Origin of the sequence: Salinicola sp. JS01 (genome assembly GCF_030284585.1) — a bacterium.
Classification (GTDB): Bacteria; Pseudomonadota; Gammaproteobacteria; order Pseudomonadales; family Halomonadaceae; genus Salinicola.
The window spans coordinates 917,115-942,354 of sequence record NZ_CP127244.1 but is presented as its reverse complement, the minus strand read 5'-3'; the positions used below and the strand labels follow the sequence as shown (position 1 = coordinate 942,354).

Annotated in this window: 24 protein-coding genes; 11 read left to right on the top strand and 13 right to left on the bottom strand. The window is 67.1% G+C overall.

The window, feature by feature from the left end:
- The first annotated feature begins 2 nt into the window (after window positions 1–2).
- Window positions 3–1,022, top strand: coding sequence for a DUF4130 domain-containing protein (locus QO259_RS04280; RefSeq protein WP_285951931.1), 1,020 nt, complete (start codon window positions 3–5; stop codon window positions 1,020–1,022).
- A gap of 11 nt (window positions 1,023–1,033) precedes the next feature.
- Here the strand turns inward: QO259_RS04280 and QO259_RS04275 are convergent, their stop codons facing one another.
- The gene (locus QO259_RS04275; protein WP_285951930.1) at window positions 1,034–2,716 is read right to left on the bottom strand and encodes a multidrug ABC transporter permease/ATP-binding protein; all 1,683 of its coding nucleotides are present in this window, start codon (window positions 2,714–2,716) and stop codon (window positions 1,034–1,036) included.
- A 291-nt stretch (window positions 2,717–3,007) separates the two neighbouring features.
- Window positions 3,008–3,913 carry a LysR family transcriptional regulator gene (locus tag QO259_RS04270; protein WP_207035098.1) on the bottom strand — a complete coding sequence of 302 codons (906 nt, stop codon included), beginning with the start codon at window positions 3,911–3,913 and terminating at the stop codon, window positions 3,008–3,010.
- A gap of 225 nt (window positions 3,914–4,138) precedes the next feature.
- Here QO259_RS04270 and QO259_RS04265 point away from each other — a divergent pair, with 225 nt between their 5' ends.
- The 3 genes from QO259_RS04265 (at window position 4,139) to QO259_RS04255 (ending at window position 6,998) form a co-directional block, all read left to right on the top strand.
- Window positions 4,139–5,164 carry a zinc-dependent alcohol dehydrogenase family protein gene (locus tag QO259_RS04265; protein WP_285951929.1) on the top strand — a complete coding sequence of 342 codons (1,026 nt, stop codon included), beginning with the start codon at window positions 4,139–4,141 and terminating at the stop codon, window positions 5,162–5,164.
- Between the two features lie 130 nt (window positions 5,165–5,294).
- Entirely contained in the window at window positions 5,295–6,176 is an 882-nt protein-coding gene (locus tag QO259_RS04260) for an AEC family transporter (protein ID WP_285951928.1), read from the top strand.
- Window positions 6,177–6,455: 279 nt separating this feature from the next.
- Window positions 6,456–6,998, top strand: coding sequence for a PRC-barrel domain containing protein (locus QO259_RS04255; protein WP_285951927.1), 543 nt, complete (start codon window positions 6,456–6,458; stop codon window positions 6,996–6,998).
- A 222-nt stretch (window positions 6,999–7,220) separates the two neighbouring features.
- Here QO259_RS04255 and QO259_RS04250 read toward each other — a convergent pair whose 3' ends face one another.
- The 3 genes from QO259_RS04250 to QO259_RS04240 form a co-directional block, all read right to left on the bottom strand.
- Window positions 7,221–7,601, bottom strand: coding sequence for a DUF4168 domain-containing protein (locus QO259_RS04250; protein ID WP_207035106.1), 381 nt, complete (start codon window positions 7,599–7,601; stop codon window positions 7,221–7,223).
- A gap of 181 nt (window positions 7,602–7,782) precedes the next feature.
- Window positions 7,783–9,078: a pyridoxal phosphate-dependent aminotransferase gene (locus QO259_RS04245; RefSeq protein ID WP_285951926.1), complete on the bottom strand. Its 1,296-nt coding sequence runs from the start codon at window positions 9,076–9,078 to the stop codon at window positions 7,783–7,785.
- Window positions 9,079–9,226: 148 nt separating this feature from the next.
- Window positions 9,227–10,144 carry a MurR/RpiR family transcriptional regulator gene (locus QO259_RS04240; protein WP_285951925.1) on the bottom strand — a complete coding sequence of 306 codons (918 nt, stop codon included), beginning with the start codon at window positions 10,142–10,144 and terminating at the stop codon, window positions 9,227–9,229.
- Between the two features lie 259 nt (window positions 10,145–10,403).
- Between QO259_RS04240 and QO259_RS04235 the strand changes: the two genes are divergently transcribed.
- Window positions 10,404–10,856: a DUF4174 domain-containing protein gene (locus tag QO259_RS04235; RefSeq protein WP_207035111.1), complete on the top strand. Its 453-nt coding sequence runs from the start codon at window positions 10,404–10,406 to the stop codon at window positions 10,854–10,856.
- A 103-nt stretch (window positions 10,857–10,959) separates the two neighbouring features.
- Here the strand turns inward: QO259_RS04235 and QO259_RS04230 are convergent, their stop codons facing one another.
- The 3 genes from QO259_RS04230 to QO259_RS04220 form a co-directional block, all read right to left on the bottom strand.
- A complete protein-coding gene (locus QO259_RS04230; RefSeq protein WP_285951924.1) occupies window positions 10,960–11,892 on the bottom strand; it encodes a 5-oxoprolinase subunit C family protein in 933 nt (310 codons plus the stop codon).
- Between the two features lie 74 nt (window positions 11,893–11,966).
- Window positions 11,967–12,680 (bottom strand): 5-oxoprolinase subunit B family protein, encoded by a 714-nt coding sequence (locus QO259_RS04225; protein WP_285951923.1) that lies wholly within the window; start codon window positions 12,678–12,680, stop codon window positions 11,967–11,969.
- Window positions 12,677–13,429 carry a 5-oxoprolinase subunit PxpA gene (locus QO259_RS04220; RefSeq protein WP_285951922.1) on the bottom strand — a complete coding sequence of 251 codons (753 nt, stop codon included), beginning with the start codon at window positions 13,427–13,429 and terminating at the stop codon, window positions 12,677–12,679. Before QO259_RS04220 ends, QO259_RS04225 begins: the two co-directional genes overlap by 4 nt.
- Window positions 13,430–13,733: 304 nt before the next feature.
- Here QO259_RS04220 and QO259_RS04215 point away from each other — a divergent pair, with 304 nt between their 5' ends.
- The 4 genes from QO259_RS04215 (at window position 13,734) to QO259_RS04200 (ending at window position 17,783) form a co-directional block, all read left to right on the top strand.
- Complete coding sequence (locus QO259_RS04215) at window positions 13,734–14,696, top strand: LysR family transcriptional regulator (protein ID WP_285951921.1); 963 nt, start codon at window positions 13,734–13,736, stop codon at window positions 14,694–14,696.
- A gap of 75 nt (window positions 14,697–14,771) precedes the next feature.
- Window positions 14,772–15,770: a TRAP transporter substrate-binding protein gene (locus QO259_RS04210; RefSeq protein ID WP_285951920.1), complete on the top strand. Its 999-nt coding sequence runs from the start codon at window positions 14,772–14,774 to the stop codon at window positions 15,768–15,770.
- A 91-nt stretch (window positions 15,771–15,861) separates the two neighbouring features.
- Entirely contained in the window at window positions 15,862–16,422 is a 561-nt protein-coding gene (locus QO259_RS04205) for a TRAP transporter small permease (RefSeq protein WP_285951919.1), read from the top strand.
- A 59-nt stretch (window positions 16,423–16,481) separates the two neighbouring features.
- Window positions 16,482–17,783, top strand: coding sequence for a TRAP transporter large permease (locus QO259_RS04200; protein WP_207035123.1), 1,302 nt, complete (start codon window positions 16,482–16,484; stop codon window positions 17,781–17,783).
- Window positions 17,784–17,905: 122 nt separating this feature from the next.
- Here QO259_RS04200 and QO259_RS04195 read toward each other — a convergent pair whose 3' ends face one another.
- Window positions 17,906–18,835 (bottom strand): Gfo/Idh/MocA family protein, encoded by a 930-nt coding sequence (locus tag QO259_RS04195; RefSeq protein ID WP_035474915.1) that lies wholly within the window; start codon window positions 18,833–18,835, stop codon window positions 17,906–17,908.
- A gap of 276 nt (window positions 18,836–19,111) precedes the next feature.
- On the bottom strand, window positions 19,112–19,819 hold the full coding sequence (gene mtgA / locus QO259_RS04190) for a monofunctional biosynthetic peptidoglycan transglycosylase (RefSeq protein ID WP_285951918.1): 708 nt from the start codon (window positions 19,817–19,819) through the stop codon (window positions 19,112–19,114).
- Window positions 19,820–19,927: 108 nt separating this feature from the next.
- On the opposite strand from mtgA, the gene QO259_RS04185 reads away from it, so the two are divergent.
- A complete protein-coding gene (locus QO259_RS04185) occupies window positions 19,928–20,740 on the top strand; it encodes an alpha/beta hydrolase fold domain-containing protein (protein ID WP_285951917.1) in 813 nt (270 codons plus the stop codon).
- Window positions 20,741–20,771: 31 nt separating this feature from the next.
- Here QO259_RS04185 and QO259_RS04180 read toward each other — a convergent pair whose 3' ends face one another.
- Window positions 20,772–21,710, bottom strand: coding sequence for an ABC transporter substrate-binding protein (locus QO259_RS04180; protein WP_207035131.1), 939 nt, complete (start codon window positions 21,708–21,710; stop codon window positions 20,772–20,774).
- Between the two features lie 291 nt (window positions 21,711–22,001).
- On the opposite strand from QO259_RS04180, the gene QO259_RS04175 reads away from it, so the two are divergent.
- A complete protein-coding gene (locus QO259_RS04175) occupies window positions 22,002–22,934 on the top strand; it encodes a CysB family HTH-type transcriptional regulator (protein ID WP_285951916.1) in 933 nt (310 codons plus the stop codon).
- 75 nt (window positions 22,935–23,009) lie between these two features.
- Here the strand turns inward: QO259_RS04175 and fghA are convergent, their stop codons facing one another.
- On the bottom strand, window positions 23,010–23,867 hold the full coding sequence (gene fghA, locus QO259_RS04170) for an S-formylglutathione hydrolase (RefSeq protein WP_106418334.1): 858 nt from the start codon (window positions 23,865–23,867) through the stop codon (window positions 23,010–23,012).
- 229 nt (window positions 23,868–24,096) lie between these two features.
- The gene (locus QO259_RS04165; protein WP_035474924.1) at window positions 24,097–25,206 is read right to left on the bottom strand and encodes an S-(hydroxymethyl)glutathione dehydrogenase/class III alcohol dehydrogenase; all 1,110 of its coding nucleotides are present in this window, start codon (window positions 25,204–25,206) and stop codon (window positions 24,097–24,099) included.
- Window positions 25,207–25,240: the final 34 nt, after the last annotated feature.

The window sequence follows — 25,240 nt, the reverse complement described above, 5'->3', positions numbered from 1 at the left end:
CGATGACGCCTGCCCCGTCAGCCAGTGCCATGCCCTGGGTGGTGCCCGCCGCGGACTTCGGCCAGTGGCGCGACGCTGCCCGGCGCCTGCTGCAGGCCGGCGTGCCGCCGGCGGCGGTGGTGTGGGAGGATGCGCGCGAACGCCAGGAAGATCTCTTCGCCGACACCACCGCCGACGCTATCAGGCTGCCCGAGCCGAGCGTGGCGCCAGCGCCGGTGCGCATCGGCCGCGAGGACCTGGCCCTGCTCGAACGCGCCTCACGCTACCGTAGCGGCGGCGGCGAACAGAACCGCTGGGCCCTGCTCTACCGGGTGATATGGCGCCTGCACCACGGCGAGCGCGACGCCACCCACGCCGCCGACAGCGATGGCCGCGCGCTGCATCAGCGCCGCCACGCGGTCAAGCGCGAGGCACACCATATGCACGCCTTCCTGCGCTTTTATCGCGACGCCACGGACGCCGACACGGCGGATACCCGGGGTGCCCAGGACACCCCAGGCGGAGAGGGTTTGCATGGCAGAGAAGATTGCCTCGGCAGGAGGGATGACCGCGACAGAGAGAAGGACCTCAAGGTGGAAGAGTCCCAGGCCAGCTTTATCGCCTGGTTCGAGCCGGCCCACGACGTGCTCGACCTGGGCGCCGAACACTTCGCCGACCGCCTCGGCGGCAACGCCTTCCTGATCGCCACCCCGCGCGGCGGCGTGGCCTGGGACGGCCAGCGGCTGGATTATCGCACGCCCTGCCCCGCGGCCTGGGCCACCCGCGCCCGGGCTGCCCAGGCCGTCGGCGCGGATGATCAGCACGCGCTCTGGCGCACCTACTTCGTCAGCACCTTCAATCCGGCGCGGCTCAATCATCGGGTCATGACCCAGCACATGCCGCAGCGCTTCTGGCGTCATCTCAGCGAAGGCGACCTGATCCCCGCACTCGAAGCCCGCGCCCGCCACGGTGGGCGCCGCCTGGCGCAGGAGGCGAGCGTCGGCGAGCGCAAAGGGAAGACGCTACCGCCAGCTAGGCGCTAGGCGCTAGGCGCTCAAGGAGAGGCGGTATCGATCCGCGCCACCGCATCTCGGCTGGCGAGGTCGCGCGCTTCGCCGGTGAGTTCGAACAGCCGGCCGTCGCGCATCTCAAGCAGGCGATCGGCTTCGGCGAAGTAGTGGTCGTCATGGCTGATGGCGAACACGGTGATGCCGAGTTCGCGGAAGCGCGGCATCAGCTCGCGGTAGAAGACCCGACGGAACTGCGGGTCCTGATCCGCCGCCCACTCGTCGAGCAGCAGGATCTGGCGCTGCTCGACCAGCGCCATCAGCAGTGCCAGGCGTTTGCGCTGCCCCTGGGAGAGTTCGGTATCCAGCACCCGGCCATTCTCGAGCTCGAGCTTGCGCGCCAGCTGCAGCGTCTCCAGCCAGTTGTCGAGCAGCGCCGGATCGGCGGCACCGCCGCGCGGCCCCATCAACCGGTCGAACTGATGGAAGTCGGTATAGACCGCGGCAAAGCGCTGACGATAGCGCGGCCACTCGGCCTCGGTGACCGCCACACCGTCGACCTGGATCTCCCCCGCATGCGGCCGGTAGAGCCCGGTCAGCAGCTTGGCCAGGGTCGACTTGCCGCTGCCGTTGCCGCCGATCAGATAGACCTGCTCGCCACGGACGAGTTCGAGGTCGAGCGGCCCCACCGCGAAGCCCTCGCGCCCGCCACGCTCGGGGTAGCGATAGGTGACCCCGCGCAGTGCCAGCGTCTGCCACTCGCCGTGTTCCTCGACCAGGTCGAAGGAGGGCCGGTAAGGTGCCAGTTCCAGCTCGCGCAGCTTGTCGAACGAGACCTGGGCGGTGATCAGGGTCGGCGTCGCGCCCACCGCCTGGATCAGCGGCGAACGCAGGAACAATAGCGTCAGCGAGAAGGTGGCGGCGACCGCGGTATTGGACCAGCCCAGACCGTTGGCGAGGAAGAACACCACGCCGATGGCACCGAGCATCATGATGTTGGTCCAGTTGCCGGCACTCAGATGGCAGGTATCGGCGCGGATGATGTGGTCGCGGTAGGTGCGGGCGTGGGCGTCATACACCTCTTCTAGTAGATGTCGCGCGCGGTCGCGGTTGAGCGACAGCTCCTTGCGGCCGTGGATCACCGTCTCGTAGTCGCGATAGAGGCGGTCGTCGGTGGTGCGGGTGATATGGATATGATGATAGACCTGAGATACCAGCCACCACCCCACCAGCATGGTGATGGCGATCCATACCGCGGTGACCATCAGCAGCGGCGGCGATAGCCAAAACAGATAGGCCACCGAGGCCAGGGTGATGATCACCCCCTGGACCAGCTCCGGTAGCCGCACGAAGGCGATGGTGATATTGCGGATATCGCTGGACAGGCTGGCCAGCAGATGCGCGCTGCCGAGCTGCTCGAGGCGTTCGATGTCGGTGTCGAGAATGCGCTTGATCAGGCGCCCGCGCAGGCGATAGACGAAGTGATGACCCAGCGTGGTGAGCGCCAGCTGCGAGCCCAGGGTCACCGCCAGCAGCAGCGCCACCAGGCCGATGAACGGTACCAGGGTGGTCAGCACGCGGCTGTCGCCGGCGCCGGCCTCGGTGGCGATCAGCGCATGGTTGATGAAGGCGATCACGCCGATTCCCAGCGCCGCGCTGAGCAGGCTGAGGAGCATGACGCCGACGAACGGCCAGCGGTAGTGACGGAAGACGACGCGCAGTAGTTCCATGCCGATCCTGTGGGTGGCGAAAATGGCTCCGCCCGTGGGACGGCCGGCAAGCGCGAATGATTCTGATCTTCACTCGCAAAGTCAAGCCGCGCCCCGCGTCCCCCTGGAACGCTTTTCACCCCCGCCCTTGGAATGCCACAACCGATAGACGACGTGGGCCCATTCGGCAGCAGGGCGTCGCGCGGGCGCTGTGACCCCCTCCCTGGGCGCTACCTTTGCCATCCCTGGCACTGGACCCGCGCGGTGCCCTGCCCCCAACGCCCATCGTCGGATGGGGGTGGACATGCACGCTCAATCGTCAGCGAACATCATCTGAATCCGCGAGCGCAGCCAGCGCTCGGCGGGGTCGTTGTCGTAGACGCTCTGCCACACCATGCTCAGCGGCGAAGGGTCACGCGCCAGCGGCAGCTCGTCGACGCGCAGCCCGCCCTGGGCGGCGAGCACGTCGGCGGCGTAGTCCGGTACCGTGGCCAGCATGTCGGTCTCCTGCAGCAGCGAGGCGAGGCTGTTGAACTGCGGCACGGCGAGCACGATCCGGCGCTGGCGCCCGTGGGCGGCCAGGAGATCGTCGACATAGCCGTGCAGATCGCCATCGAAGGAGACCAACACGTGGGGTCGCTCGCAGTAGTCGTCTAGGGTCAGCGCACCGGGGCGGCCATCGGCGCGCAGCACCTTGGCCCGGGAGCGGCGCAGGATCTTCTGCTTGGCGTTGGCCGGCAGATCGCGGGCGTAGCCGGCGGCGACGGTGATCTCGCCGGTATTGAGCAGTTGCGGCATGAGGTGGAAGTCGGCCCGGCGCACCACCAGCACGATACCCGGCGCTTCGGTACGCAGGCGCTTGAGCAGCGCCGGCAGTAGCGCGAACTCGATATCGTCGCTGAAGCCGACGCGAAACACCGCTTCGCTGCTGGCGGGGTCGAAGCTGCTGGTGCGGCTGAGCACGCTGGAGATCGCATCCAGCGCCGGCTGCAGCTGATCATAGATCTCCAGCGCCCGCGCCGTAGGCACCATCTGGCGCCCGGTGCGCACCAGCAGCGGGTCGCCGAACACGTCGCGTAACCGCCCCAGCGCGGCGCTGGTCGCCGGCTGGCCCAGGAACAGCCGCTCCGCCGCCCGGGAGACGCTGCGCTCCTGCATCAGGGTTTCGAAGACCACCAGCAGTTTGAAGTCGACACCACGCAGGTCGCTTCGATTCATCACCCACTCCCTTGCCTAGCCCTTCGCATCTCCCAACACACGGCAGCGGATCGCTCGCGCATGGCGCAACCCCCGGCACTTGGGTCCGAGGGTAGTGGCGGCGAACGCCGGCGTCTCATCGCGGTTATCGATACGCTTTATAGCCAGTATCGATGATCGAGCATAGTGTGTCGCGGTCATCATCGATAGAGTCGGACAACAGATTCGGAACGCCCGAGGTGTGCCATGTCACGCACGATACAATTTCAACGATTCGGCGGTGCCGAGGTCCTCGATATCATCGATTCCCCTGAGCGGGAACCCGCTGCCGGAGAAGTCGCGATCGCCACCGAGGCGATCGGGGTCAACTGGCACGATGTGCTCTGGCGGCGCAACATGGGGCCGACCCGCGCCACCCTGCCCGCGGGTCTGGGCACCGAGATGGCCGGGCGCGTGGTCGCCGTCGGGCCCGACGTCGAGGCCTTCCGCCCCGGCGACCGGGTCGCGTCGATCCCCGCCTTCGACCCCAACCGCTACTCAACCTACGCCGAACACACCCTGCTCCCGGTGGAGGCGCTGATCGCCTACCCGAGCCAGCTCTCGGCGACCGAGGCGAGTGTGCACTATCTGCCCTCTCTGGTCAGTTGGCTCGGCTTCCGCGAGGTCGCCGCGCTGGAACCCGGCGAGACCGTGCTGATCACCGGCGCCTGCCATATCGGTGGCCCCTACGCGGTACAGGTGGCCCACGCCCTGGGCGCCCGGGTGATCGCGGCGACGCCCCACGAAGGCGCCATCGACTATCTGAAGTCGCTGGGCGCCGACGCGGTGGTGCATACCGAGACCCAGGACCTGGTCAAGAAGGTGACCAAGCTCACCGACGGCCAGGGCGTCGACGTCGCCCTGGATGCGCTCGGTGGCCCGCAGTTCAACCTGCTGGGCGAGGTGATGGCGCCGCGCGGGCGGCTGATCCTCTACGGCCTGCTCGGCGGCAACGAGACCTCGTTCCCGGCGCAGGCGGCGTTCCGCAAGAACATCCAGTTCCACGTCCACAGCCTTTCCAACTTCAGCGGCAAGCCGGAGCTGGGCATTCCCCAGAACCGCCCGGCGCTGGCGCGGGCGATCGCCGACGTCGAGCGCATGACCCTGGCCGGCGAGCTGCGCCCGCAGATCGACCACTGCTTCGATTTCGGCGAGGTGATCGAAGCGCATCGCTATTTGGAAACCTGCGCCAATCACCACGGGCGCATCGTGCTCGAGATGACGCGGGGCTGACCGCCATCGCGGTGGCGGCGGCCGGGGGCTGCGAATTGACGCCGCCGCGGGATTGACGACAATGGCGCGCCTGGACCCTGCCGGCCTTGTGCCCGGGTCGTATCGTCACCGCTGATGGGGAAACGCCCGCATGCTCGCTCAACTCTTCGCCGTGATGGCGCCGGTGCTGGCCGGCGCGAGCATCGGCTTCGGCTGGATTCGACTCGGCTACAGCTACCCCACCGAATTCGTGACCAAGCTGGTGTTCAACGTCGGTACCCCGGCGCTGGTGCTCGCCTCGCTGGCCAATGCCGATGTCGACCCGGGCGACTTCGGCATGACCCTGCTGGCGACCCTGCTGGTGCTTGCCGGGCTGGCGCTGGCGAGCCTGGGCGTGGCGCGGCTGCTGAACAAGTCGTGGCGGGTGATTCTCTCCCCCATGATGTACCCCAATACCGGCAATATGGGGCTGCCGGTATCGCTCTACGCTTTCGGCCATGCCGGCTTCACCTACGCCATGACCGCCTGGGTCGCCAATGCTCTGATCCAGTTCACCGTCGGCATGATGATGGCGTCACGGGGCAACCCGTGGAAGGCGCTGCTGAAAAATCCCACGCTCTACAGCATCGCCCTCTCCCTGCTGTTTCTGCTCAGCGGCACTCCGCTGCCGGCCTGGCTCGGCAACACCGTGCATCTGCTCTCCGGGCTGACCATTCCGCTGATGCTGATCACCCTGGGGGTTTCGCTGGCCAGCATCCAGGCGCGCAACCTCTCTTCCGGGTTGATCTTCACCCTGTGCCGGGTGCCCATCGCTCTGGGGCTCTCCTTCGGCATTGCCGCCCTGCTCGGCCTGCCGCCGCTCGCCGCCAGCGCCGTGGCGCTGCAGATGAGCATGCCGGTGGCGGTCTACAACTATCTGTTCGCCCAGCGCGCCCGGCGCGAGCCGGAGTATGTCGCCAGCCTGGTGTTCTGCTCGACGCTGCTGGCGTTCGTTTATCTGCCGCTGGAGCTGGCGTTCCTATTGCCGAGCTAAGGAATCACTGCATAAATGCCTGCACGAGCGAATGGCTGCGTTACGCGGTACTCGAAAGCTCGCCTAACCCCATGTTATGTCTCGCTCTCTACGTTCCGGGCGCCTTGCCCTTCATCTCGTTCGGCGATTTATTCAGCGTTTCCCTAAGCTCGCAGGCACCTTGCAAAGGCCCACTCAACGACTATATTACAGTACGTAATCTGGCGGTTTTTCAAAGCATTACCGCAGGTTGCCAAGGATATTGGTTCGTCAATGGAGCCTTCAGGCAAGGAGACGAAGATGCAAAAACTGTCATGGAAGCAGACTCTGGGTGCCGCCGCGCTGGTCGCCGGCTCCGCCGCCATGTCCCAGGCCGCCCTGGCCCAGGACACCGCCAAGCATGACCTGCAGGGCCTCTACTCCGCCGGGGAGCTGATGGACGCCGACGTCTATCTGAAGAGTGCACCCAAGGACGACATCGGCGATGTCGAAGACATCCTGCTGGGCGAAGACATGAGCGTGCAGGCGCTGGTGATCGAAGCCGGTGGCGTGCTCGACATGGGCGATCGGGAATTCGTGGTCCAGAAGGGTGACTTCACCGTCGAAACGGTTCACGCCGACAATCTCGACGACATCGAGTACCGCGTGGTGCTGGATCTCGACCAGGGTGCCCTGAAGCAGCAGCCCGAGTACACCAACGACTGGTGGAAGCAGGCCAAGACCAATGCCGCGCAGGCTTGGGAGCAGACCAAGCAGGGCGCCTCCAGCGCCTGGCAGAGCACCAAGGAGGCCACCTCCAACCTGCTGCGTGATGCCAGCAACGCCATCGACGGCAACAACTGAGCCGTCGTCGCAGCCCATGAGGTGCGATGACATGAGATGACCTCATGGGTTGCCGAAACCAGACCGCCGATCCTGTGATCGGCGGTTTTTTTATGTCCTTCACGGAAGTCCCGGTACGTCGCTGAACCCGACTGCCGGGATCCCACGACGCCAAGCCCCAAAACAGAGCGCCCCGCCCCGGGGAATCCGGGGCGGGGCGCTTCAGGCGCTGGTGAGCGTCGCTTACTGCTTCTTCTGCACCATGCCCTGCACCCGCTGCATCAGCTGCGGGTCCTGCTGGATGGCTTGCCCGATGGCGTTGAACTGCTCGACGCTCATCTCGTTGTCCTTCACGGCCTCGACCATCTCGTCGTTGGCCTGCTGGCGAATTTTCTGCTGCTGGCCTTCGTCGGAGGCATTTTGCAGCTGCTCGGTGTAGTCCTGCGAGATCGAGGCGATCTGCTGCGAGGCATCAGCGAAGTGCTGCAGCTGCTCGTCGGAGAAGTTTTTCGCCGGCGCCTGGGTCTTGGCGGCGCTGTCGGCGGTGTCCTGGGCCATGACCGGGGCGCTGGCCAGACCGGTGGTCATCATGGCTGCCGCGAGAAACGCAGTGATCCGTTGCATTCAATCCTCCAGAAGTCGATTTGCTGCATGTGCCTAATTGGGATGTCACACATGGCCGAGAGTTCCCGTAAGAAGTGTTTCTCTCGGCAATGAAATGTGTCCTGCGCCTCCGATAGGCCGAGAAAACGCTGCGGCCATCGGCCAGCAGCCCCGCTCATGCCGGTGGCGGCAGACACCCTTCTCAGGATAGCCACTCGACGAGGGCGTGGATACCGTCGCGGACCCGGGCCAGGGCCGCCACCTGCAGCGGCGCTTCGAGCCGCGCCGGGTCCTGGCCCAGGAGCTGCTCGCCGTCGAAGTCGACATAGGCCAGCCTGGCAGTCAGCTGCGTGGGCGCACAGCCGAAGGCCGACCCGGGCAGCAGCGCCACGCCGGTCTCCTCGAGCAGGCGGGCGGTGAGCTCGGCGCTGGTATGGATGCCACGTGCCGCAAGCCGGTCACGCTGCGCCTCGAAATCGGGGAACAGATAGAAGCCGCCGTCCGGAGCGTGGACGCGAATGCCCGCGGCGTTGAGTTCGGCACTGCACCACTGGCCGATCAGCGAAAGCCAGGCGCGCTGGCGCTCAAGATAGGCGGCCAGCTGCGGCGTGTGACGATAGGCGACGCAGGCCGCTTCCTGCACCGGGCTGGCCACGCTCGACCAGGTCTCGGAGGCGATGCCCAGCAGTCGCGCCATCAGCTCCTCGCCCAGCGCCGGCGGTACCTGCATCACGCCGAGACGCCAGCCACCGGCGCCACACCACTTGGAGAGACCGCTGGTGGTCACCGTGGCCTCGGGGTAGTCGCGCGCGAACGCCCGATGGGCACCCTGGTGATGCAGCGGGGCGTAGATCTCGTCGGCCAGCACGATGATGCCGTGGCGTCGCGCCACCTCGGCCAGCGCAGCCTGATGCTCGGCATCCGGCGACAGCCCGGTGGGGTTGCCCGGGGCGTTGAGGATCAGCAGGCGGGTACGCGGGCCGCCGGCGCGGCAGTGAGCGTCGAGCTGCTGCGGCGAGATCTGCCAGCGCGAGGCGAAGCTCGCCTCCAGCTTGACCGCGGGCTGCCCCGCCAGGCGCGCCTGTGGCGCATAGGAGACCCAGGCCGGCGCCGGAATCAGGATCTCGGCCGCTGGCAGCGCCTTGATCAGGGCGAACAGCAGTAGCTTGCTGCCGGGGCCGACCAGCACCCGCTCCGCCAGCCACTCGGTGGCGTCGAGCTCGCGATGGAACGCCGCCACCTGCTCACGCAGCGCCGCCAGCCCCTGTACCGGCAGATAGGCCTTGCTGGCGGCATGAGTGGAGAGCGCCTCCACCGCCGCCCCAAAGACCGGGAACGGTGACTGACCGAAACCGAACTTGACGATCCGCTGCCCCTGCGACTCGCGCAGGCGTGACTGTTCGTTGATCAGTAGCGTGTCCGATGCCGGCGTGGCGTTGGCGTCTTGCCGGTAGGCGGCGGCCAGATGCTCGGCGGCGAGCCCGGGAGAAGCGGTCATGCGCGGGTGGCTCCTAGATAGGTGGGTGTAACGGGGTCGGGGGCAACGGGGGCGAATGCAGCCCCAGGGATGCCAGGTAAGGGATGCCAGGTAGCTGCTGCGTGCGACGGTGCGTGGTGGTGGCCGAAAGCCCGACGGCGGCCCCGGCTCACTCCACCTGCCAGCGCGCGATCATGGCCTCGCGACGTCGGATCGAGGCTACCGCATCGGCGCCCATGTCATGCGCCATGCGCGCCAGCAGCGTTTCGATGATGACGAACAGACTGCCCATGGGGTTGAAGAAGAACGGCCCCTGGGACTGGGCTACCAGGGTCAGCCAGGCCATCTCGGCCACGCGTGATGCCGGATGGTTGGTCAACGCCAGCAGCCGCGCCCCCTGCTCCTGCGCCTGCTGGCAGTAATCCACGCTGACCCGGGTCTCGGGGCGGTAGGCGATGCCGACCACCAGATCGCCCTCGCCGAGCTCCCGCGAAAGCTCCAGATTGGTGCCGCCGAGGGAGTCGATCAGGCGCACGTCGCCGCGCAGATAGCCGAGGTAGTAGGCGAGATAGTGGGCCCCGGCGAAGCAGGCACGCTGCCCGACCACATGGATACGCCGCGCCTCGATCAGTGCCTGTACGGCTCGCGCCAGCTGCTTATCGTTCAAGTGCTCCAGCGTCCGCGCCAGGTTGATCGACTCTTCGTCCCACAGCTGCTGCTGTTGCGGACCACGAGCCTCGCTCGCGGCGCTGTGGCTGAGGTCGAGCAGGCGCTCGGCGCGGGTGGAATAGAAGGCACCGCTGGCGGCATCGGCGCGAAACAGCGCCTGCAGCGCCTTGAAGCCGGCGAGCTCCAGGGCGTGCGCCAGACGCGTCAGGCTGGAGGCGTTGACCCCGTTGCGCTCGGCCAGCGCCGAGATACTCAAGCTGGCGGCCTGCTCGGGGGCGCCCAGCAGCTGCTCCAGCAGCTTGAGCGCCCCGGGCGTGAGCTTGGGGGCCTGAGCTTCGCCGCGGCGTGCGGCGATCGCCAGCGCCTGGAGCGCGGCGATGGAGCTGGGGGGCATCTCGAAAGCGGTGGTGGCGGTCATGACCGTCCTCCCTGTGATGAAGTGACGCTAACTCCTGATTTCCATTTTTGCAAATTTATTTGCACGACTTCCCCGGCGCTGGGCGCTCCCCGCCGTGACGGAGACACGTTAGGCTGTATCACAGCACACCATCGTCGGACCGCGAATGCACGCCCGGGCTCTACACACATGGTCCAGGTCGGTGATTCGCGCCACCCGACCTTGATCGAGTCTCGAGCCCGCGGGTCAACGCGAAGGCTCACCCACGAGAGATATCGCCATGAAAGTCTGGAAGATCGCTACCCTCGCGCTGGCCGCGGCCACGCTCATCGGCAACGCCCAGGCGCAGAGCGCGCAAGGTGCCGACCCGGCCAACCCGCTGATCACCGACCGCTGGCAGTTTCGGCCGCTGATCGTGGTCACCCCCGATGCCCAGGCGCCCGCCTACCGCGACCTGCGCCGCCAGCTGGCGGCGAGTCAGGCGCAGTTCGACGAACGCGAGATGCTGCTCTACACGGTGGAGGGCGACCAGGGGACACGCCACGGCGTGGCGATGACGCCGTATGAGACCCGGGCACTGATCGAGGCGCTCGGGGTCGACCCGAGCCGCGGCGTGACCACCATCCTGGTGGGCAAGGATGGCGGCAAGAAAGTGGAGCTGCGGGGCGAGGTCGATCTCCAGCAGATCTACGACACCATCGATCGCATGCCGATGCGCCGCGCAAAGGGCTGAGGCGTGAAAGCGGCGCGCCGGCCATGGCCGGCGCACTGTCGCTTGCTGGGAATCACCGCCCGCGACAAATCACTGCCCGCGCCAGATTACTGCTCGAGTGGGATCACTGCCAGCGGGCGAGCTGGGCCAGATAGTCGCGTCGCGCCCGCTGCGGCGTGACCGCCGCGAAGCGTATGCCCTCCCCCGGCTGGCACTGGGCCAGCCGCGCGCAGGCGAGTGGCGACAACGCGCCCAGCCGGGGGTAGCCGCCCACCGTCTGACGGTCGTTGAGCAGCACGATCGGCTGCCCGTCGGGCGGTACCTGGACCGCCCCCAGAGGGATGCCCTCCGAGATCATCCCCCCCAGCCGGCAGCGCAGCACCGGCCCGGTGAGTCTCACCCCCATGCGATCGGCGCGACTGTCGACTTGCCATGTCCGATTGAAGGCCTCGAACAGGCTGGCGCCGTCGAAATGCGCGATCTGGGCGCCGGTGACCAGCGCCAGCGGCACGTCGGCGGTGGCCGGGTCCGGCGGCGTGTCGAGCCGGCGCGGCTGGCACTCGGCGTGGCGGGCGACGACTCGGTCGCCCTTGGCCAGCGCGCGGCCCTGGCCGTCGAGACCGCCCAACTGTTCGCGCATTACGCTGGCGAGGCTGCCCATTACCGGCGCGGCGGCGATGCCGCCGGGCAGCGCCAGATATGCCCGCAAGCCGTGGACGGGCCGTTCGAACACCAGCCGCTGGCCGGGCTCGATGACGAAAACGGTGTAGGGCGCGACCGGGGTATCGTCGAGCCGCGCGCCCAGGTCCGCCCCCGCCAGGGCCAGCGTCAGCCGCGACTGGGCCTCCAGCGTCAGCCCGCCGACCGCGATCTCCAGACCCGCGGCGGCGGGTGCATTGCCGAGCAGCCAGTTGGCCCAGCCCAACGATACCCAGTCGAGCGCGCCGCCCTGGGTCACGCCCAGATGGCGCACGCCGAAACGCCCGTGGTCCTGCACCAGCGCCTGGGGGCCGGCTTCGGCCACTACCAGCGCACCGCCCTTCGCTTCCCGCGCCATGTGCGCTCCTGTCTGCTGCCCGGCGGTCGGCTGTGCACTCGTCTGCCGACCGGCGGTGTTGTGCGACCCGGCCATCAGCGCTCCTCCATCGGCGTGACGTCGCCGCCCTGATCGATGAAGGTGGCGCGATCGATCGCTTCGAAACGCACCCGGTCGCCGGGTTGGAACAGGCTGATTTCCTCGCGCTCACGGTCGAACAGCTTGACCGCGGTACGCCCCAGGATGTTCCAGCCCCCCGGCGAGCGCATCGGGTAGATCGCGGTCTGGCGCTCGGCGATACCGACGCTGCCCGCCGGCACGCGCTGGCGCGGCGTCTCGAGCCGCGGCGTGGCCAGCGACTCCTCGACCAGCCCCATGAAGGCGTAGCCCGGCGCGAAGCCCAGAGCGAAGGCGCAGTAGTCCCGCGCACAGTGGCGACGCACCACCTCCTGCGGGGAGATGTCGAGCCGCGCGGCGATGGTCTCGAGTTCCGGGCCGACGCTGGGGTCGTACCACACCGGAATCACGTGCTCGCGTGCTGTGCTCGTCGCCGCCGGGGCGAGACCGTCGAGGGCCGAAAGCGCCAGCTCACGCGCCTCGGCATGGGTGAGCCGAGCGACGTCGTAGTGGATCAGCAGCGTGGTATAGGAGGGCACCAGATCGATCAGCGCGGCGCCGAAACGCGCGCGCAGGGCGCTGTCGGCGGCCAGGGTCCAGGGCATGTTGGCTTCGTCGATGCGCGAGAACAGACGCACCATCAGCGCGTCCATGGCGACGGTCTCGAGGCGCGGCGTGGGTGCCTGGCTCATGCGTCCTCCAGCGCCTGGAATGCCTCGCGGATCGCCTTGACCGCGGCCACCGACTCGGCGTTGTCGCCATGCACGCAGAGGGTATCCGCGGCCAGGGTCAGGGCGCTGCCATCGCTGGCAATGAGCGCCTCGCCCCGGGCCAGGGTCACCGCCTGGGCGACGATGGTCTCGCGCGCATGGTGAACCGCCCCGGGCTGGCGCCGCGAGACCAGATGGCCATCGGCGTCGTAGGCACGGTCGGCGAAGGTCTCGAACCACAGCGTCACGCCCATCTCTGCCGCCAGCGCCCGCGCCGGAGCGGGGTCGGCGGTGGACATTACCAGCAGCGGCAGCTCGCGGTCGTAGCGCACGATGGCACGCATCGCCGCGCGCAGCAGCTCGGGGTCGCGGGCCATGTCGTTGTAGAGCGCGCCGTGCGGCTTGACGTAGCTGACCCGCCCGCCCTCGGCCCGGCACAGCCCTTCCAGGGCGCCGATCTGATAGAGCATCAGGTTCTCCACCTCCGCCGCCGAGCAGGCCAGCGAGCGGCGGCCGAAGCCGACCAGATCGGGATAGCCGGGATGCGCGCCGATACGCACGTCATGGGCGATCGCCAGCGCCACCGTGCGGCGCATGACGTCGGGGTCGGAGGCGTGGAAGCCGCAGGCGATATTGGCACAGTCGACGTAGGGCATCGCCTGTTCGTCGAGCCCCAGGGACCAGTTGCCGAAGCTCTCGCCCATGTCGCAATTGAGCAGGGGGACGCGCATCGAATCACCTCTTGGCTGTCGTCATGACTCGCTGTCGTGACTTGTTGTTATGGATTGTCGTTATGGCTTGTCGTTATGGCTAGCGGTGATGACTTTGCGTTATCACGCTGGGTGGTGCTGCCTGATGGCACTGTAAGAAAGCGCTGACGTCAGGGTCCAATCGTTTTTCGCGATGCGCAGTATCGGCGCAACCTTTCATGCCCGGGCCTAGCGGGTGGTTGACGCGCCGATACCTCTCTCGGTTGACGCCTGCGCCCCGCCGCCCAAGAATCGATCACCTTTTGTGTCTGTTCGAGGGCCCTGCATGTTCGATTTCAAGGAGCTGGAAGCCTTCGTCTGGGTGGTCAGACTGGGCTCCTTTCGCAAGGTCGCCACGCGCCTGCATCTGACCCAACCTTCCATCTCCGACCGCATCACGCGGCTGGAAGCCTCGGTGGGCGAGTCGCTCCTCGACCGTTCGGCGCGGCCGGTACAGCCGACCCTGCGCGGGCGCGAGTTCTACGCCCATGCCGAGCGCCTGCTGGAGAGCCGCGAGGAGGCGCTGCGCCTGTTCCAGAACCAGGAAGACTTCTCCGGTACGCTGCGCCTGGGAGTGATCGAGACCATCGCTCACAGCTGGTTCAACGCTTTCTTGAACCGTCTGGCGGAGCGCCACCCGCAGTTGACCATCGAGCTGACCGTGGACATCTCGCCGTTCCTGCAGCAGCGCCTGGCCGACAACGATCTCGACATGATCTTCGCCATGGATGGCGTGGCGTCCAACCTGGCGGTGGAGCAGCTGCCGCTGGCGACCTACGAGATGGGCCTGTTCGTGGCGCCGCAGCACCGCGCCGCACTGGAGGGCGGTGGTAACGCGGCGCTGTCGCGCTTTCCTTTCGTGTCGTTCAGCAAGCTCGCGCGCCCCTACGGCGAGCTGGTGACCTATCTCGCCGAACAGGGCATCGAGGACCCCAAGATCCACTGCTCGACCACGCTGATGACCATCGTGCGCATGAGCGTCGACGGTGTCGGCATCGGCTCGCTACCGGTCACCACCGTGGCCGACGCCTGCGCCCGCGGCGAACTGCTGCGGCTGGACCTGCCGAGCCCGCTGCCGGCGATGGTCTACGACGCGATTTGGCGCACCAGCAACTACCCCAGCTTCTGCCGCCGGGTATCGCAGCTGGCCCAGGCCTGCGCCGCCGACTACTTCCGGGCGGACGCCGAGCAGCCCCAGACGCCGCTGCCGAGAGTGAAAGTCTGGACCGATACTGCGGATAAGAATTAACGATTTGACGCCATCGGCGGCCTGCTTGAAGAATGATTCGGATGTCGTTCATTCAATAATAATCAGGACTGACCCATGCCCAATCGCGTCTTTTCCCTCTGCATGCTGGCCACCGCCGGCGCCCTGAGCCTGTCAACGCCGGCCTTCGCCGAACAGTGGAACCTTGCCACGCCGTATGGCGATGCCAGCTTCCATACCCAGAACACCAAGGCGTTCGCCGAGGATGTCGCCGCCGCCACCGACGGCAAACTGGCCATCAATGTCCACAGTGGCGGCTCGCTGATCAGCCATGCCGAGATCAAGCCGTCGGTGCGCCGCGGCACGGTACAGGCAGGAGAGGTGTTCCTCTCCATTCTCTCCAACGAGTCGCCGATCTACGAGGTCGATACCCTGCCCGGCCTCGCCACCAGCTATCAGGACGCCTTCGACCTGTGGCAGGCGTCCAAGCCGATCATCACCGAGCTGTTCGCCAAGGAGGGGCTGATGCCGCTCTACGCGGTGCCGTGGCCGGCCCAGGGGATCTATACCGACTTCACCCTGACCGACGCCTCGCAGTTCCAGGGCCTGCGCGTGCGCGCGCCCAACATCAACACCCAGCGCTTCGTCGAGAACCTGGGCGGCATCCCCACCCAGACCGAGGAGGCGGACATCCCCACCGCCTTCAGCACCGGCCGCGTCGACGCCATGATCACCTCGGTCTCCACCGGCAACTCGATGTCGGCGTGGGACTACGTCTCGAACTACAACGACGCCAAGCTGTGGCTGCCCAAGAACATCGTGTTCGTCAACAAGCGCGCCTTCGACCGCCTCGACGCGGATACCCGCCAGGCCGTGCTCGACGCCGCCGCCAAGGCCGAGCAGCGCGGCTGGATGATGAGCAAGGCGGATGCCGCCAAGAGCGCCAAGGCGCTGGAGGCCCACGGCATCACCATCAGCCAGCCCAGTGACAAGCTCCAGCAGGAGCTCAAGGCCGCCGGTCAGCAGCTGTTCGAGGATTGGCAGGCCCGCGCCGGCGATCAGGCCAAGGAGCTGGTGACACGCTACCGCGAGCGCCAGGCCCAGCAGTCCCAGTAAGTCTCCCATAGGGCCGCCTGCGCGGCGGCCCTTGCCGGGCCCATCCGCCGTTGGGCCCTCGTTCCCTACCGCCAATCCGTGAGCTCGCGCGATGACGTTCCGACTCGATCCGCTCTACCGCCTCGGCGCCTGGGGCGCCGCCGCCTGCATGATCTCGATCTGTGCCCTGGTCACCATTCAGGTGCTGCTGCGCTGCCTGGATGCCCTGCTCAACGCCGTCGGTGCCAGCCGCCTGGGCCTGGAGATCAGCGGCGTCTCCGAGATCGCCGCCTACCTGCTGGTCGGCGCGACCTTCCTGAGCCTGGCCTACACCTTCACCCACCACGCCCACATACGCGTCACCCTGCTGATCGGGCGCCTGCCGCCGGCGCTGCGGGTGTGGTTCGAGGCGGCCTGCCTGGCCATCTCGCTGGCGCTGAGCGGCCTGCTGGTGTGGCAACTGATCGGTCTGGTCCGGGAGAGCCTCGACTACGGCGATGTCTCCTCGGGGCTGATGGCGATCCCGCTGTGGATTCCGCAGAGCGTGCTGGTGAGCGGCATCGTGCTGCTGTGCCTGGCGCTGGCCGAAGCGCTGTTGGCGACCCTGCGTCAAGCCGTCACCGCCCCGGCGGCCTACGTGGCACCGGGCGACGACGCCCACGGTGGGGAGTGACACGCGATGCCATTGCTGACTCCCGCCACCGCTTCGTTCGCTGACCCCGAGGGCCTCGCATGCTGACGCTCAGCCTCGCCACACTGTTCACCCTGGCGCTGCTGCTCGGCGGCGGCGTCTGGATCGCCTTCGCCCTGCTCGGTACCGGCTGGCTGGCACTGACCGGCTTCTCCAGCTTCGAGGTCGGGCCGATTCTCGCTTCGGATTTCTGGGGCGCCAGCTACGGCTGGGATCTGACCGCGCTGCCGATGTTCGTGTGGATGGGCGAGATCCTGTTTCGCTCGGGACTCGCCGACAACATGTTCCGCGCGCTGTCGCCCTGGCTCAACCGGCTGCCGGGCCGGCTCTTGCACGCCAATATCATCGGCAGCGGCCTGTTCGCCGCAGTGTGCGGCTCCTCCGCCGCGACCTGCGCCACGGTCGGCAAGATGACCCTGCCGGAGCTCGAGCGCCGCGGCTACAGCGACACCCTGGCAGTGGGCACGCTCGCCAGCGCCTCGACGCTGGGCCTGCTGATCCCGCCCTCGATCATGATGATCGTCTACGGCGTGGTCACCGAGCAGTCGATCTCGCGGCTGTTCATGGCCGGTATCGGCCCGGGGCTACTGCTGCTGGCGCTGTTCATGCTCTATCTGGTGGTGTGGTCGCTCAGCGCCGGTCGCCGCGGCGGTGCCGGCCACGCCGAGCCATCGATGCCGCTGGGCGAGAAGCTGCGCAACAGCTGGCGCCTGCTGCCGCTGCTGGCGCTGATCGGCGGTATTCTCGGCAGCATCTACGGCGGCGTCGCCTCGCCCACCGAGGCCGCGGCGGTGGGCGTGGTGCTGTCGATGCTGATCGCGCGGCTCAACGGCCACTTCGACCGGCGGATCTTCCTCGACTCGATGTTCGCCGGGCTGCGCACCTCGTGCATGATCGCCTTCATCATCGCCGGCGCCTCGTTCCTCTCCTCGGCGATGAGCTTCACCCAGCTGCCTACCCAGCTGGCCACCGCCATCGCCGACATGGGGCTCTCGCCCAACCTGCTGCTGGTGGTGCTGACGCTGTTCCTGCTGGTGCTGGGCTGCTTTCTCGACGGTATCTCGCTGATCCTGCTTGTGACGGCGATCATCATGCCGCTGATCAATGCCGCCGGCATCGACCCGATCTGGTTCGGCATCTATCTGGTGATCGTGGTGGAGATCTCGCAGATCACGCCGCCGGTGGGCTTCAATCTATTCGTGATCCAGGGGCTGACCGGCAAGAACATCTTCACCATCGCCAAGGCGACGCTGCCGTTCTTCCTGCTGATGCTGCTGGCGATTCTGCTGCTGCGGCTGTTCCCGGAGATCGTGCTCTATCTGCCCCAGGCAATGAATCGCTGAGCGCCTAGACGAGCTCAAAAAGCGGCTCACCCGCAAAAAGCAAGACGCCCCCTGCGGCTTGGCCGCAGGGGGCGTCTTTATCATGCGTCCGGCGGCAGGCTATTGCCGCGCCGCCGGGCGAGCTACTCGATGAAATCCTCGACCGAATGGCGATACCCCAGCATCAGGGCATCGGCGACATGGCGGAAGGGGCTGACATCGACATCCGACTGGCCGCGGCCGATCAGCCCGGCGAAGCGCTCGTAGAGCCCGGCGTATTCGGCATCCGGGCCCTCTTCGAGCAGCTCACCGTCGACTCGCATGCGACTGCCGCCGGCCTCGAGGGTGAGGCGGCCGTCATCGGTCTCGACGTGGATCTCCCAGATCGGCGGCGTGCCGACCTGGCGGAAATCGAACTCGGCGTGAATCGGCACCTTGAGCCCGTCGACGAAATCGAGCGAGGCGGCGATCGGTGTCTGGCAGTTGCCCGGCACCTGCAACTGGGCATCGATCAGATGGAACGGCCGCGGCAGAATGGCGGTGGCGATCGACAGCGCATTGATGCCGGGGTCGAACACGCCCATGCCGCCCGGCTGCCAGATCCACGCCTGCCCGGGATGCCACTCGCGCACGTCCTCCTTCCACTCGATATCGACCCGCTGGATCTTGCGCGTCGACAGCCAGCGCCGCGCCGGCGCCACGCAGTGAGCGTGGCGCGAGTGCCAGCTGGCGAACAGGGTGACGCCGCTGCGTGCGGCGTCTTCGCGCAGCGTCTCGATCTCGGCCAGGGTCGCCCCCGGCGGCTTCTCGAGCATCACATGCTTGCCGTGGGACATCGCCAGCCGTGCCTGGGCGGTACGCACGCCGGCCGGCGTACACAGGGCAACGGCGTCGACCGTCGGCCCCTCCTTGAGCAGCGCCTCCAGCGTCTCGAAATGCGCGACGCCGGGTACGGCAGCGTTGCGGCTGGCGACCGCACTCAGCCGATAGGCGGGGTTGGCGTCGATCGCTGGGTGGTGCTGATCGCGGGCGATCTTGCCGTACCCGACAATGGCGAGGCGAATGGTATCCATGGCGTGAAACTCTCCCGCTGACGTGATGCGTGGACGATATCCAGCGCGCCCGACGCCGGCGCGCTGCTTTCCGGACCCGAGGCCCGGACGCTATCTGACATACCAGTGGCCACGCGTCACCTTCGCAACGGCCCGGCGCTGCCGATCATGACATCCTCGGCCACCCGCTCCAATCACCTCTTGGTTGAGATCTTTCGGCCGGGAGCTTTTGATCGAGCGCTTTCGCTTGCGGCCCTGGCAGCAGCGAAACCAAACGATCGCCGCGCTGCCGGTGGCTCACTCGATTCGCTGCAGAAAGGCAGTGCCGCCGAGATTGCGCATCTGGCGCTGAATCCAGGCCGCGCGCTGGAGCACATAGGGCGAGGGCCGTGAGGCGCTCCAGCCGCGCGGGTTGGGCAGAATCGCCGCCAGCCGGCTGGCCTGAGAGACGCTCAGATTGGCCGCGGAGGTGCCGAAGTAGTGTTCGGCGGCGGCTTGCAGGCCGAACACCCCGGTGTCCCATTCGGCGATATTGAGATAGACCTCGAGAATGCGCTGCTTGGGCCACAGCGCCTCGAGCAGCAGCGTGAACCACGCCTCCAGCCCCTTGCGTATCCAACTGCGACCGGTCCACAGGAACAGGTTGCGTGCGGTCTGCTGGCTGATGGTGCTGGCACCACGCAGATCGCCACCATCCGACCACGAGGTGAGCGCGCGGCGTATCTGGTCGGTATCGAAGCCCCAGTGATCGGGAAAGCGCTGATCCTCGCCCGCCATTACCGCCAGCTTGGCGTTGTCGGAGAGCCGCGCCCAGGGTGTCCACTGCTGCCGGATCTCGAGATTGTCGCCGTGCAGCCAGGACCCTACCTTGCGCTCGACCATCACCATCGAGCCGAATACCGGCACGAAGCGGAACACCAGGACGAAGAACACCGACAGGCCGACGAAAGCGGCAATGGCGATCAAGAAGTAGCGCAACAGCTTGCGGGGCCAGCCTGTCTGCATGCGTGTGGCTCACGTCGGTCAAAGGCGCACAGTATAGCAACGTGTGGCTAGCGCAGGGGATGGCGGCGCCTTATCGTGGGGCCGCCCCCCGCCAAGAGGAGTAGCCGCATGTCGATCGACGCCTTCATCCGTCGCCTCGAGCGCCTGGACGCCGAGCCCGACGCTCCGCTCGCCGAGCGCCGCGCGGCCTACGAGCGTGTGCACCGCGAACGGCGGCCGCCCGACCCGGCGGGCCTGCGGGTCGAGGATACGCGAATTGAGGGGGTGGACGTGCGCCGCTTCACGCCCCGCGGCGCGCAGAGCGGCTGTGTCGTTTATCTGCATGGCGGCGGCTGGAATCTGGGGTCGGCGGCGAGCCACCACGGCATCACCGCCGATCTGGCCGTGCGTCTCGGCCGCGAGGTGGTGAGCGTGGATTATCGCCGCGTGCCCGAGGTGAGTTATGCCGAGGCACTGGGCGACTGCGTGGCAGTGACCGATACCTGTGCGCCGCTGGCAGTGGTCGGCGACAGCGCCGGCGGGCGCCTGGCGATCGATGTCGCCCACCGCGGCTGGCAGGGGGTACTGGGGCTGATCTATCCGGTGGTGGGTGCGCCCACCGCAGAGACGCTGGGCGACGACGCCCCGCTGCTGTCGCGCGCGGATATCCTGGCGCTATGGCAGAGCGTGGCCGCCGCGGTGCCGGCGATCCCCGCCGAATGCGCGCCGACGCCCGCCATCGAGGTGCTGGCGGTGGCACGCGACCCGCTCACCCGCCCGCTGGAAGCGGCGGTCGCGGCGTGGCGCCAGGCCGGCGCCGAGGTGGGCTATCGCTGCGCACCCGGCATGGTCCACTCGGCGCTGCACGGTCACGCCGAGCTGCCGGCGATGCGCGCGGCCTGGCAGGCGTTCTGCCAGGCGCTGGCCGCACGCCTCAGCTGAACGCGCATGCCGATCCGTGGAAGAACGCCACTCAGTTCGCGAACTCAGCCCTGACCGCGTTGATCGCCGGCTTGCCGTTCTTGGCGGTGACGCCCTCGAGCCATTTGGCCACGGTCGCCTCGTGGCTCTGGATCCATTCGCTGGCCACCTCGTCCGCGGGGCGCTCTTCGTGGCTGTACTGGTAGACCCAGTCGTTCTGGTCGGCGATGTCGACCCGGTACTGGGAGAAGAAGCGATAGAGATTGGCATCCTGCTGCTCGAGACCGCCCGGGACCAGGGTCCACACCGTGCTGACGATATCGGCGACACCGCTGTCGTCGGCATCCTTCAGGTAGTAGAGGTCGTAGTTGACGTTCATCCAGTGCGGCTCCCAGCCGACGAACGTCACCCACTCGTGGTCGGCGATCTTCTGCCCGGCATAGGCCAGCATCGCCGCGGTGGAACTCTCCTGCAGCTGCCAGTCGCCGAGCCCGGCCTTGTCCTCGGCGATCGCCTTCAAGATGGCGTCGTTGATGCCGGTCCCCGCTTCGATGCCCTGGATCTTGCCACCGAAGCGCTCGCGGTAGCGGTCGAGATCGGCCACGCTGTCGACCCCTGCCTCGTGCACGTAGGCAGGCACCACCAGCCCCGAGTTGGCATTGCTGATATTGGCCGCGGCGTGGGCCAGACGCCCCGACTCGAGCAGCGGCTCGGTCATCTCCTGCTGCACCGGATACCAGTTGCCCAGGTAGGCGTCCAGCTGACCGTTGGCCAATCCGTTGAGGATCACTCCCACCGCCAGCTCCTTCTGCTCGGTGCGGTAGCCCATGGCGTCGAGCAGCTGAGCGGCGATCTCGGTCTTGACCGTGACCCCGGGCCAGGGCGAGACGCCGAAACGCACCTGATCGAGATCGGCATGTGCCGGGCCGGCGGCGAGCAGGCCGAGCGTGGTGAGCGTCAGGCAGTAGTGCGGCAGCGTGAGTCTTCGCATGCGGGCGTTCCTCGGTGTTGTTGTCGGATACCCGCCTACTGTGACGCAATCGAGCGTTACGACTTGACGCCAAGCGACACGGGGTAAGCGCTAACGGACACAGGACGCGCGGTCGAGCGCCTCGACGACGATGGCCAGCCAAGGTCTCTCTCATCACGCTTGATCGCTTCTCATATGCTCCAGCCGAATAAAACACGAAACCGAAAGCCGATATGGTTATGAAGATAATCTATTTATGCGCCTGAAAGACTCGCTCTATCCTCGCGGACATAGACCGCCATCGAGCCCGCCATGAACTTCCAGCAGCTACGCATCGTGCGCGAGACCGTGCGCCAGCGCTTCAACCTGACCGACGCCTCTAACGCACTCTTCACCTCCCAGTCCGGGGCGAGCAAGCATATTCGCGATCTCGAGGAGGAGCTCGGGGTCGAACTGTTCGAGCGACGTGGCAAGCGCATTCTCGGCCTGACCACCGCCGGGGGCACTCTGCTGGAGACGATCGAACGCATCCTGCTCGACGCCGAAAACCTGAAGCGCTCGGCGCAGCAGCTGGCCAATCAGGATCAGGGCCGGCTCGCCATCGCCACCACGCACACCCAGGCGCGCTACTCGCTGCCGCCGATCGTGGCCCAGTTCAAGGAGCGCTTCCCCAAGGTGAACCTGGAACTCCACCAGTGCAGCCCGTCGGAGATCGTCTCGCTGCTCAAGAGCGGGCGCGTGGATATCGGCATCGCCACCGAGGGCGTCAACAATGAGGGTTCGTCGTTCGTGCGCTTCCCTTTCCATCACTGGCATCACGGCATCGTCGTGCCCGTCGGCCACCCGCTGGCGCAGAAGCAGGACCTGCGACTCGAGGATATCGCCGGCTATCCCATCGTCACCTATCACGAGGGTTTCACCGGGCGCACGCGTATCGATCAGGCGTTCCAGGCCGCGGGGCTGGTGCCCAACGTGGTGCTCACGGCACTGGATGCGGATGTGATCAAGACCTACGTCGAGCTCGGCCTGGGCATCGGCGTGATCGCCTCGCTGGCCTACAGCGACGCGCGCGATCGCGGCCTGACCCTGCTCTCGGGGCGGACGCTGTTTCCCCGCAACACCACCTACCTCGCGCTGCGCCGTGGCCACTTTCTGCACGCCTTCGCCTACGCATTTCTACAACTGTGCAGCGATGATCTCGACGAGGATACGGTACAGCGTGCGCTCGGCGGCCGTCGCGACTAGGCAAAAAAAGCGGCCCTCTGGAGGGCCGCTATCGCGCGATACCGCGAGTCGATGCCAGCGCGCTGGCCGATACGCTCAGCGCTTGGCGTGGAGCCGCTCGGCGTGGTAGCGCAGGTGGTCATCGATGAAGCTGGCGATGAAGAAGTAGCTATGATCGTATCCCGGATGACGACGCAGCGTCAGCGGGTGATCATGCTCTTCACACACGGCTTCCAGGCGCTCCGGCTTGAGCTGCTCGTCGAGGAAGTTGTCGGCTTCACCCTGATCGATGAACAGCGGCTGGCGCGACGACCCCTTGGCCACCAGTTCGCAGGCATCGTACTGGGTGCGCAGGCCGACATCCTCGCCGAGATAGTGCTCGAACGCCTTCTGGCCCCAGGGCACCTGCGTCGGGTTGACGATCGGCGCGAACGCCGACACCGCGGCGTAGCGCCCCGGCTGACGCAGCGCCAGGACCAGCGCGCCGTGACCGCCCATGGAGTGGCCGCTGATCGACTCGCGGCCATTGACCGGGAAGTGCAGCCGCACCACCGAGGGCAGCTCCTCGGTGACGTAGTCGTACATGCGATAGTGGCGTGACCACGGCTCGCGCTTGGCGTTGAGATAGAACCCGGCGCCGGAGCCGAAGTCGTAGCTGTCGTGCTCGCCGGGCAGGTCGAGCCCACGCGGGCTGGTGTCCGGGCAGACGATGGCGATACCCAGCTCGGCGGCGGTCTTCTGTGCCCCCGCCTTCTGCATGAAGTTCTCATCGGTGCAGGTGAGCCCGGAGAGCCACCACATCAGCGGCACCCGGCCCTCCTCGGCCTGCGGCGGGAGGTAGATCGCGAAGATCATGTCGCAATCCAGCGCCCGCGAGTAGTGCTTATAGCGCTTGACCCAGCCACCGAAGCTCTTGGTGGCGGAGACCAGCTCCAACTGCTCGCTCATCGACATGGTTTTCTCCTGGCAGCACCGGCGGTTTCACCGCCGGTGGGTTGGGCTTGGTCGCGTGTCACTCGGACAATTCCGGGCGCGTATCACTCGGGCAGTTCCGGGCCCGTGTCACAAGCCTTTCGCGCGGCTTCAGGCGCGTGTCGAACGCCTTGCGCGCAGCTTCGGGCGCGTATCACTCGGGCAGTTTCGGGCCCGTGTCGAAAGCCTTGCGCGCAGCTTCGGGCGCGTATTAAAAGTGCAGCACGGTGCGGATGCTCTTGCCCGCATGCAGCAGCTCGAACGCCTCGTTGATCTGGTCGAAAGCCATGTCATGGGTGACGAACTCGTCGATCTTGATCTCGCCATCCATATAGCGCTGGACATAGCCCGGCAGCTCGCTGCGGCCCTTGACGCCACCGAAGGCGGAGCCCTTCCAGACCCGACCGGTCACCAGTTGGAACGGACGCGTCGAGATCTCCTCGCCGGCCCCGGCGACGCCGATGATGATCGATTCGCCCCAGCCCTTGTGGCAGCACTCCAGCGCCGAGCGCATCACGTTGACGTTACCGATGCACTCGAAGGAGTAGTCGACGCCGCCATCGGTCAGGTCGACGATCACCTGCTGGATCGGATCGCTGTAATCCTTCGGGTTGACGAACTCGGTGGCACCGAACTGGCGCGCCAGCTCGAACTTGTCCGGGTTGACGTCGATGGCGATGATGCGCGACGCCTTGGCCATCTGCGCGCCCTGGATCACCGCCAGGCCGATCGCGCCCAGACCGAACACCGCGACCGTGGCACCCGGCTCGACCTTGGCGGTGTTGAGCACCGCACCGATGCCGGTGGTGACGCCGCAGCCAAGCAGGCAGATCTTGTCCAGCGGCGCTTCCTTGGAGACCTTGGCCAGCGATACCTCGGGCAGCACGGTGTACTCGGAGAAGGTCGAGCAGCCCATGTAGTGATGGATCGGCTTGCCGTCGAGGGAGAAGCGCGAGGTGCCGTCGGGCATCAGGCCCTTGCCCTGGGTGGCGCGTACCGAGCTGCACAGGTTGGTCTTGCCCGAGAGGCAGAACTTGCACTTGCCGCATTCGGCGGTATAGAGCGGGATGACGTGGTCGCCGGGCACCAGGCCGGTCACGCCTTCGCCCACCGCTTCGACGATACCCGCACCCTCGTGGCCCAGCACCGAGGGGAACAGCCCTTCCGGATCCTTGCCCGAGAGCGTGTAGGCGTCGGTATGGCAAACGCTGGTGGCGACCATGCGTACCAGCACTTCACCCGCCTTGGGGTCCTGGACGTCGATCTCTTCGAGGGAGAGGGGTTTGCCCGCTTCCCAGGCTACGGCAGCACGCGATTTCATCTTCTGGTCTCCTTTGAGGGGGGCGAGTCGCTCA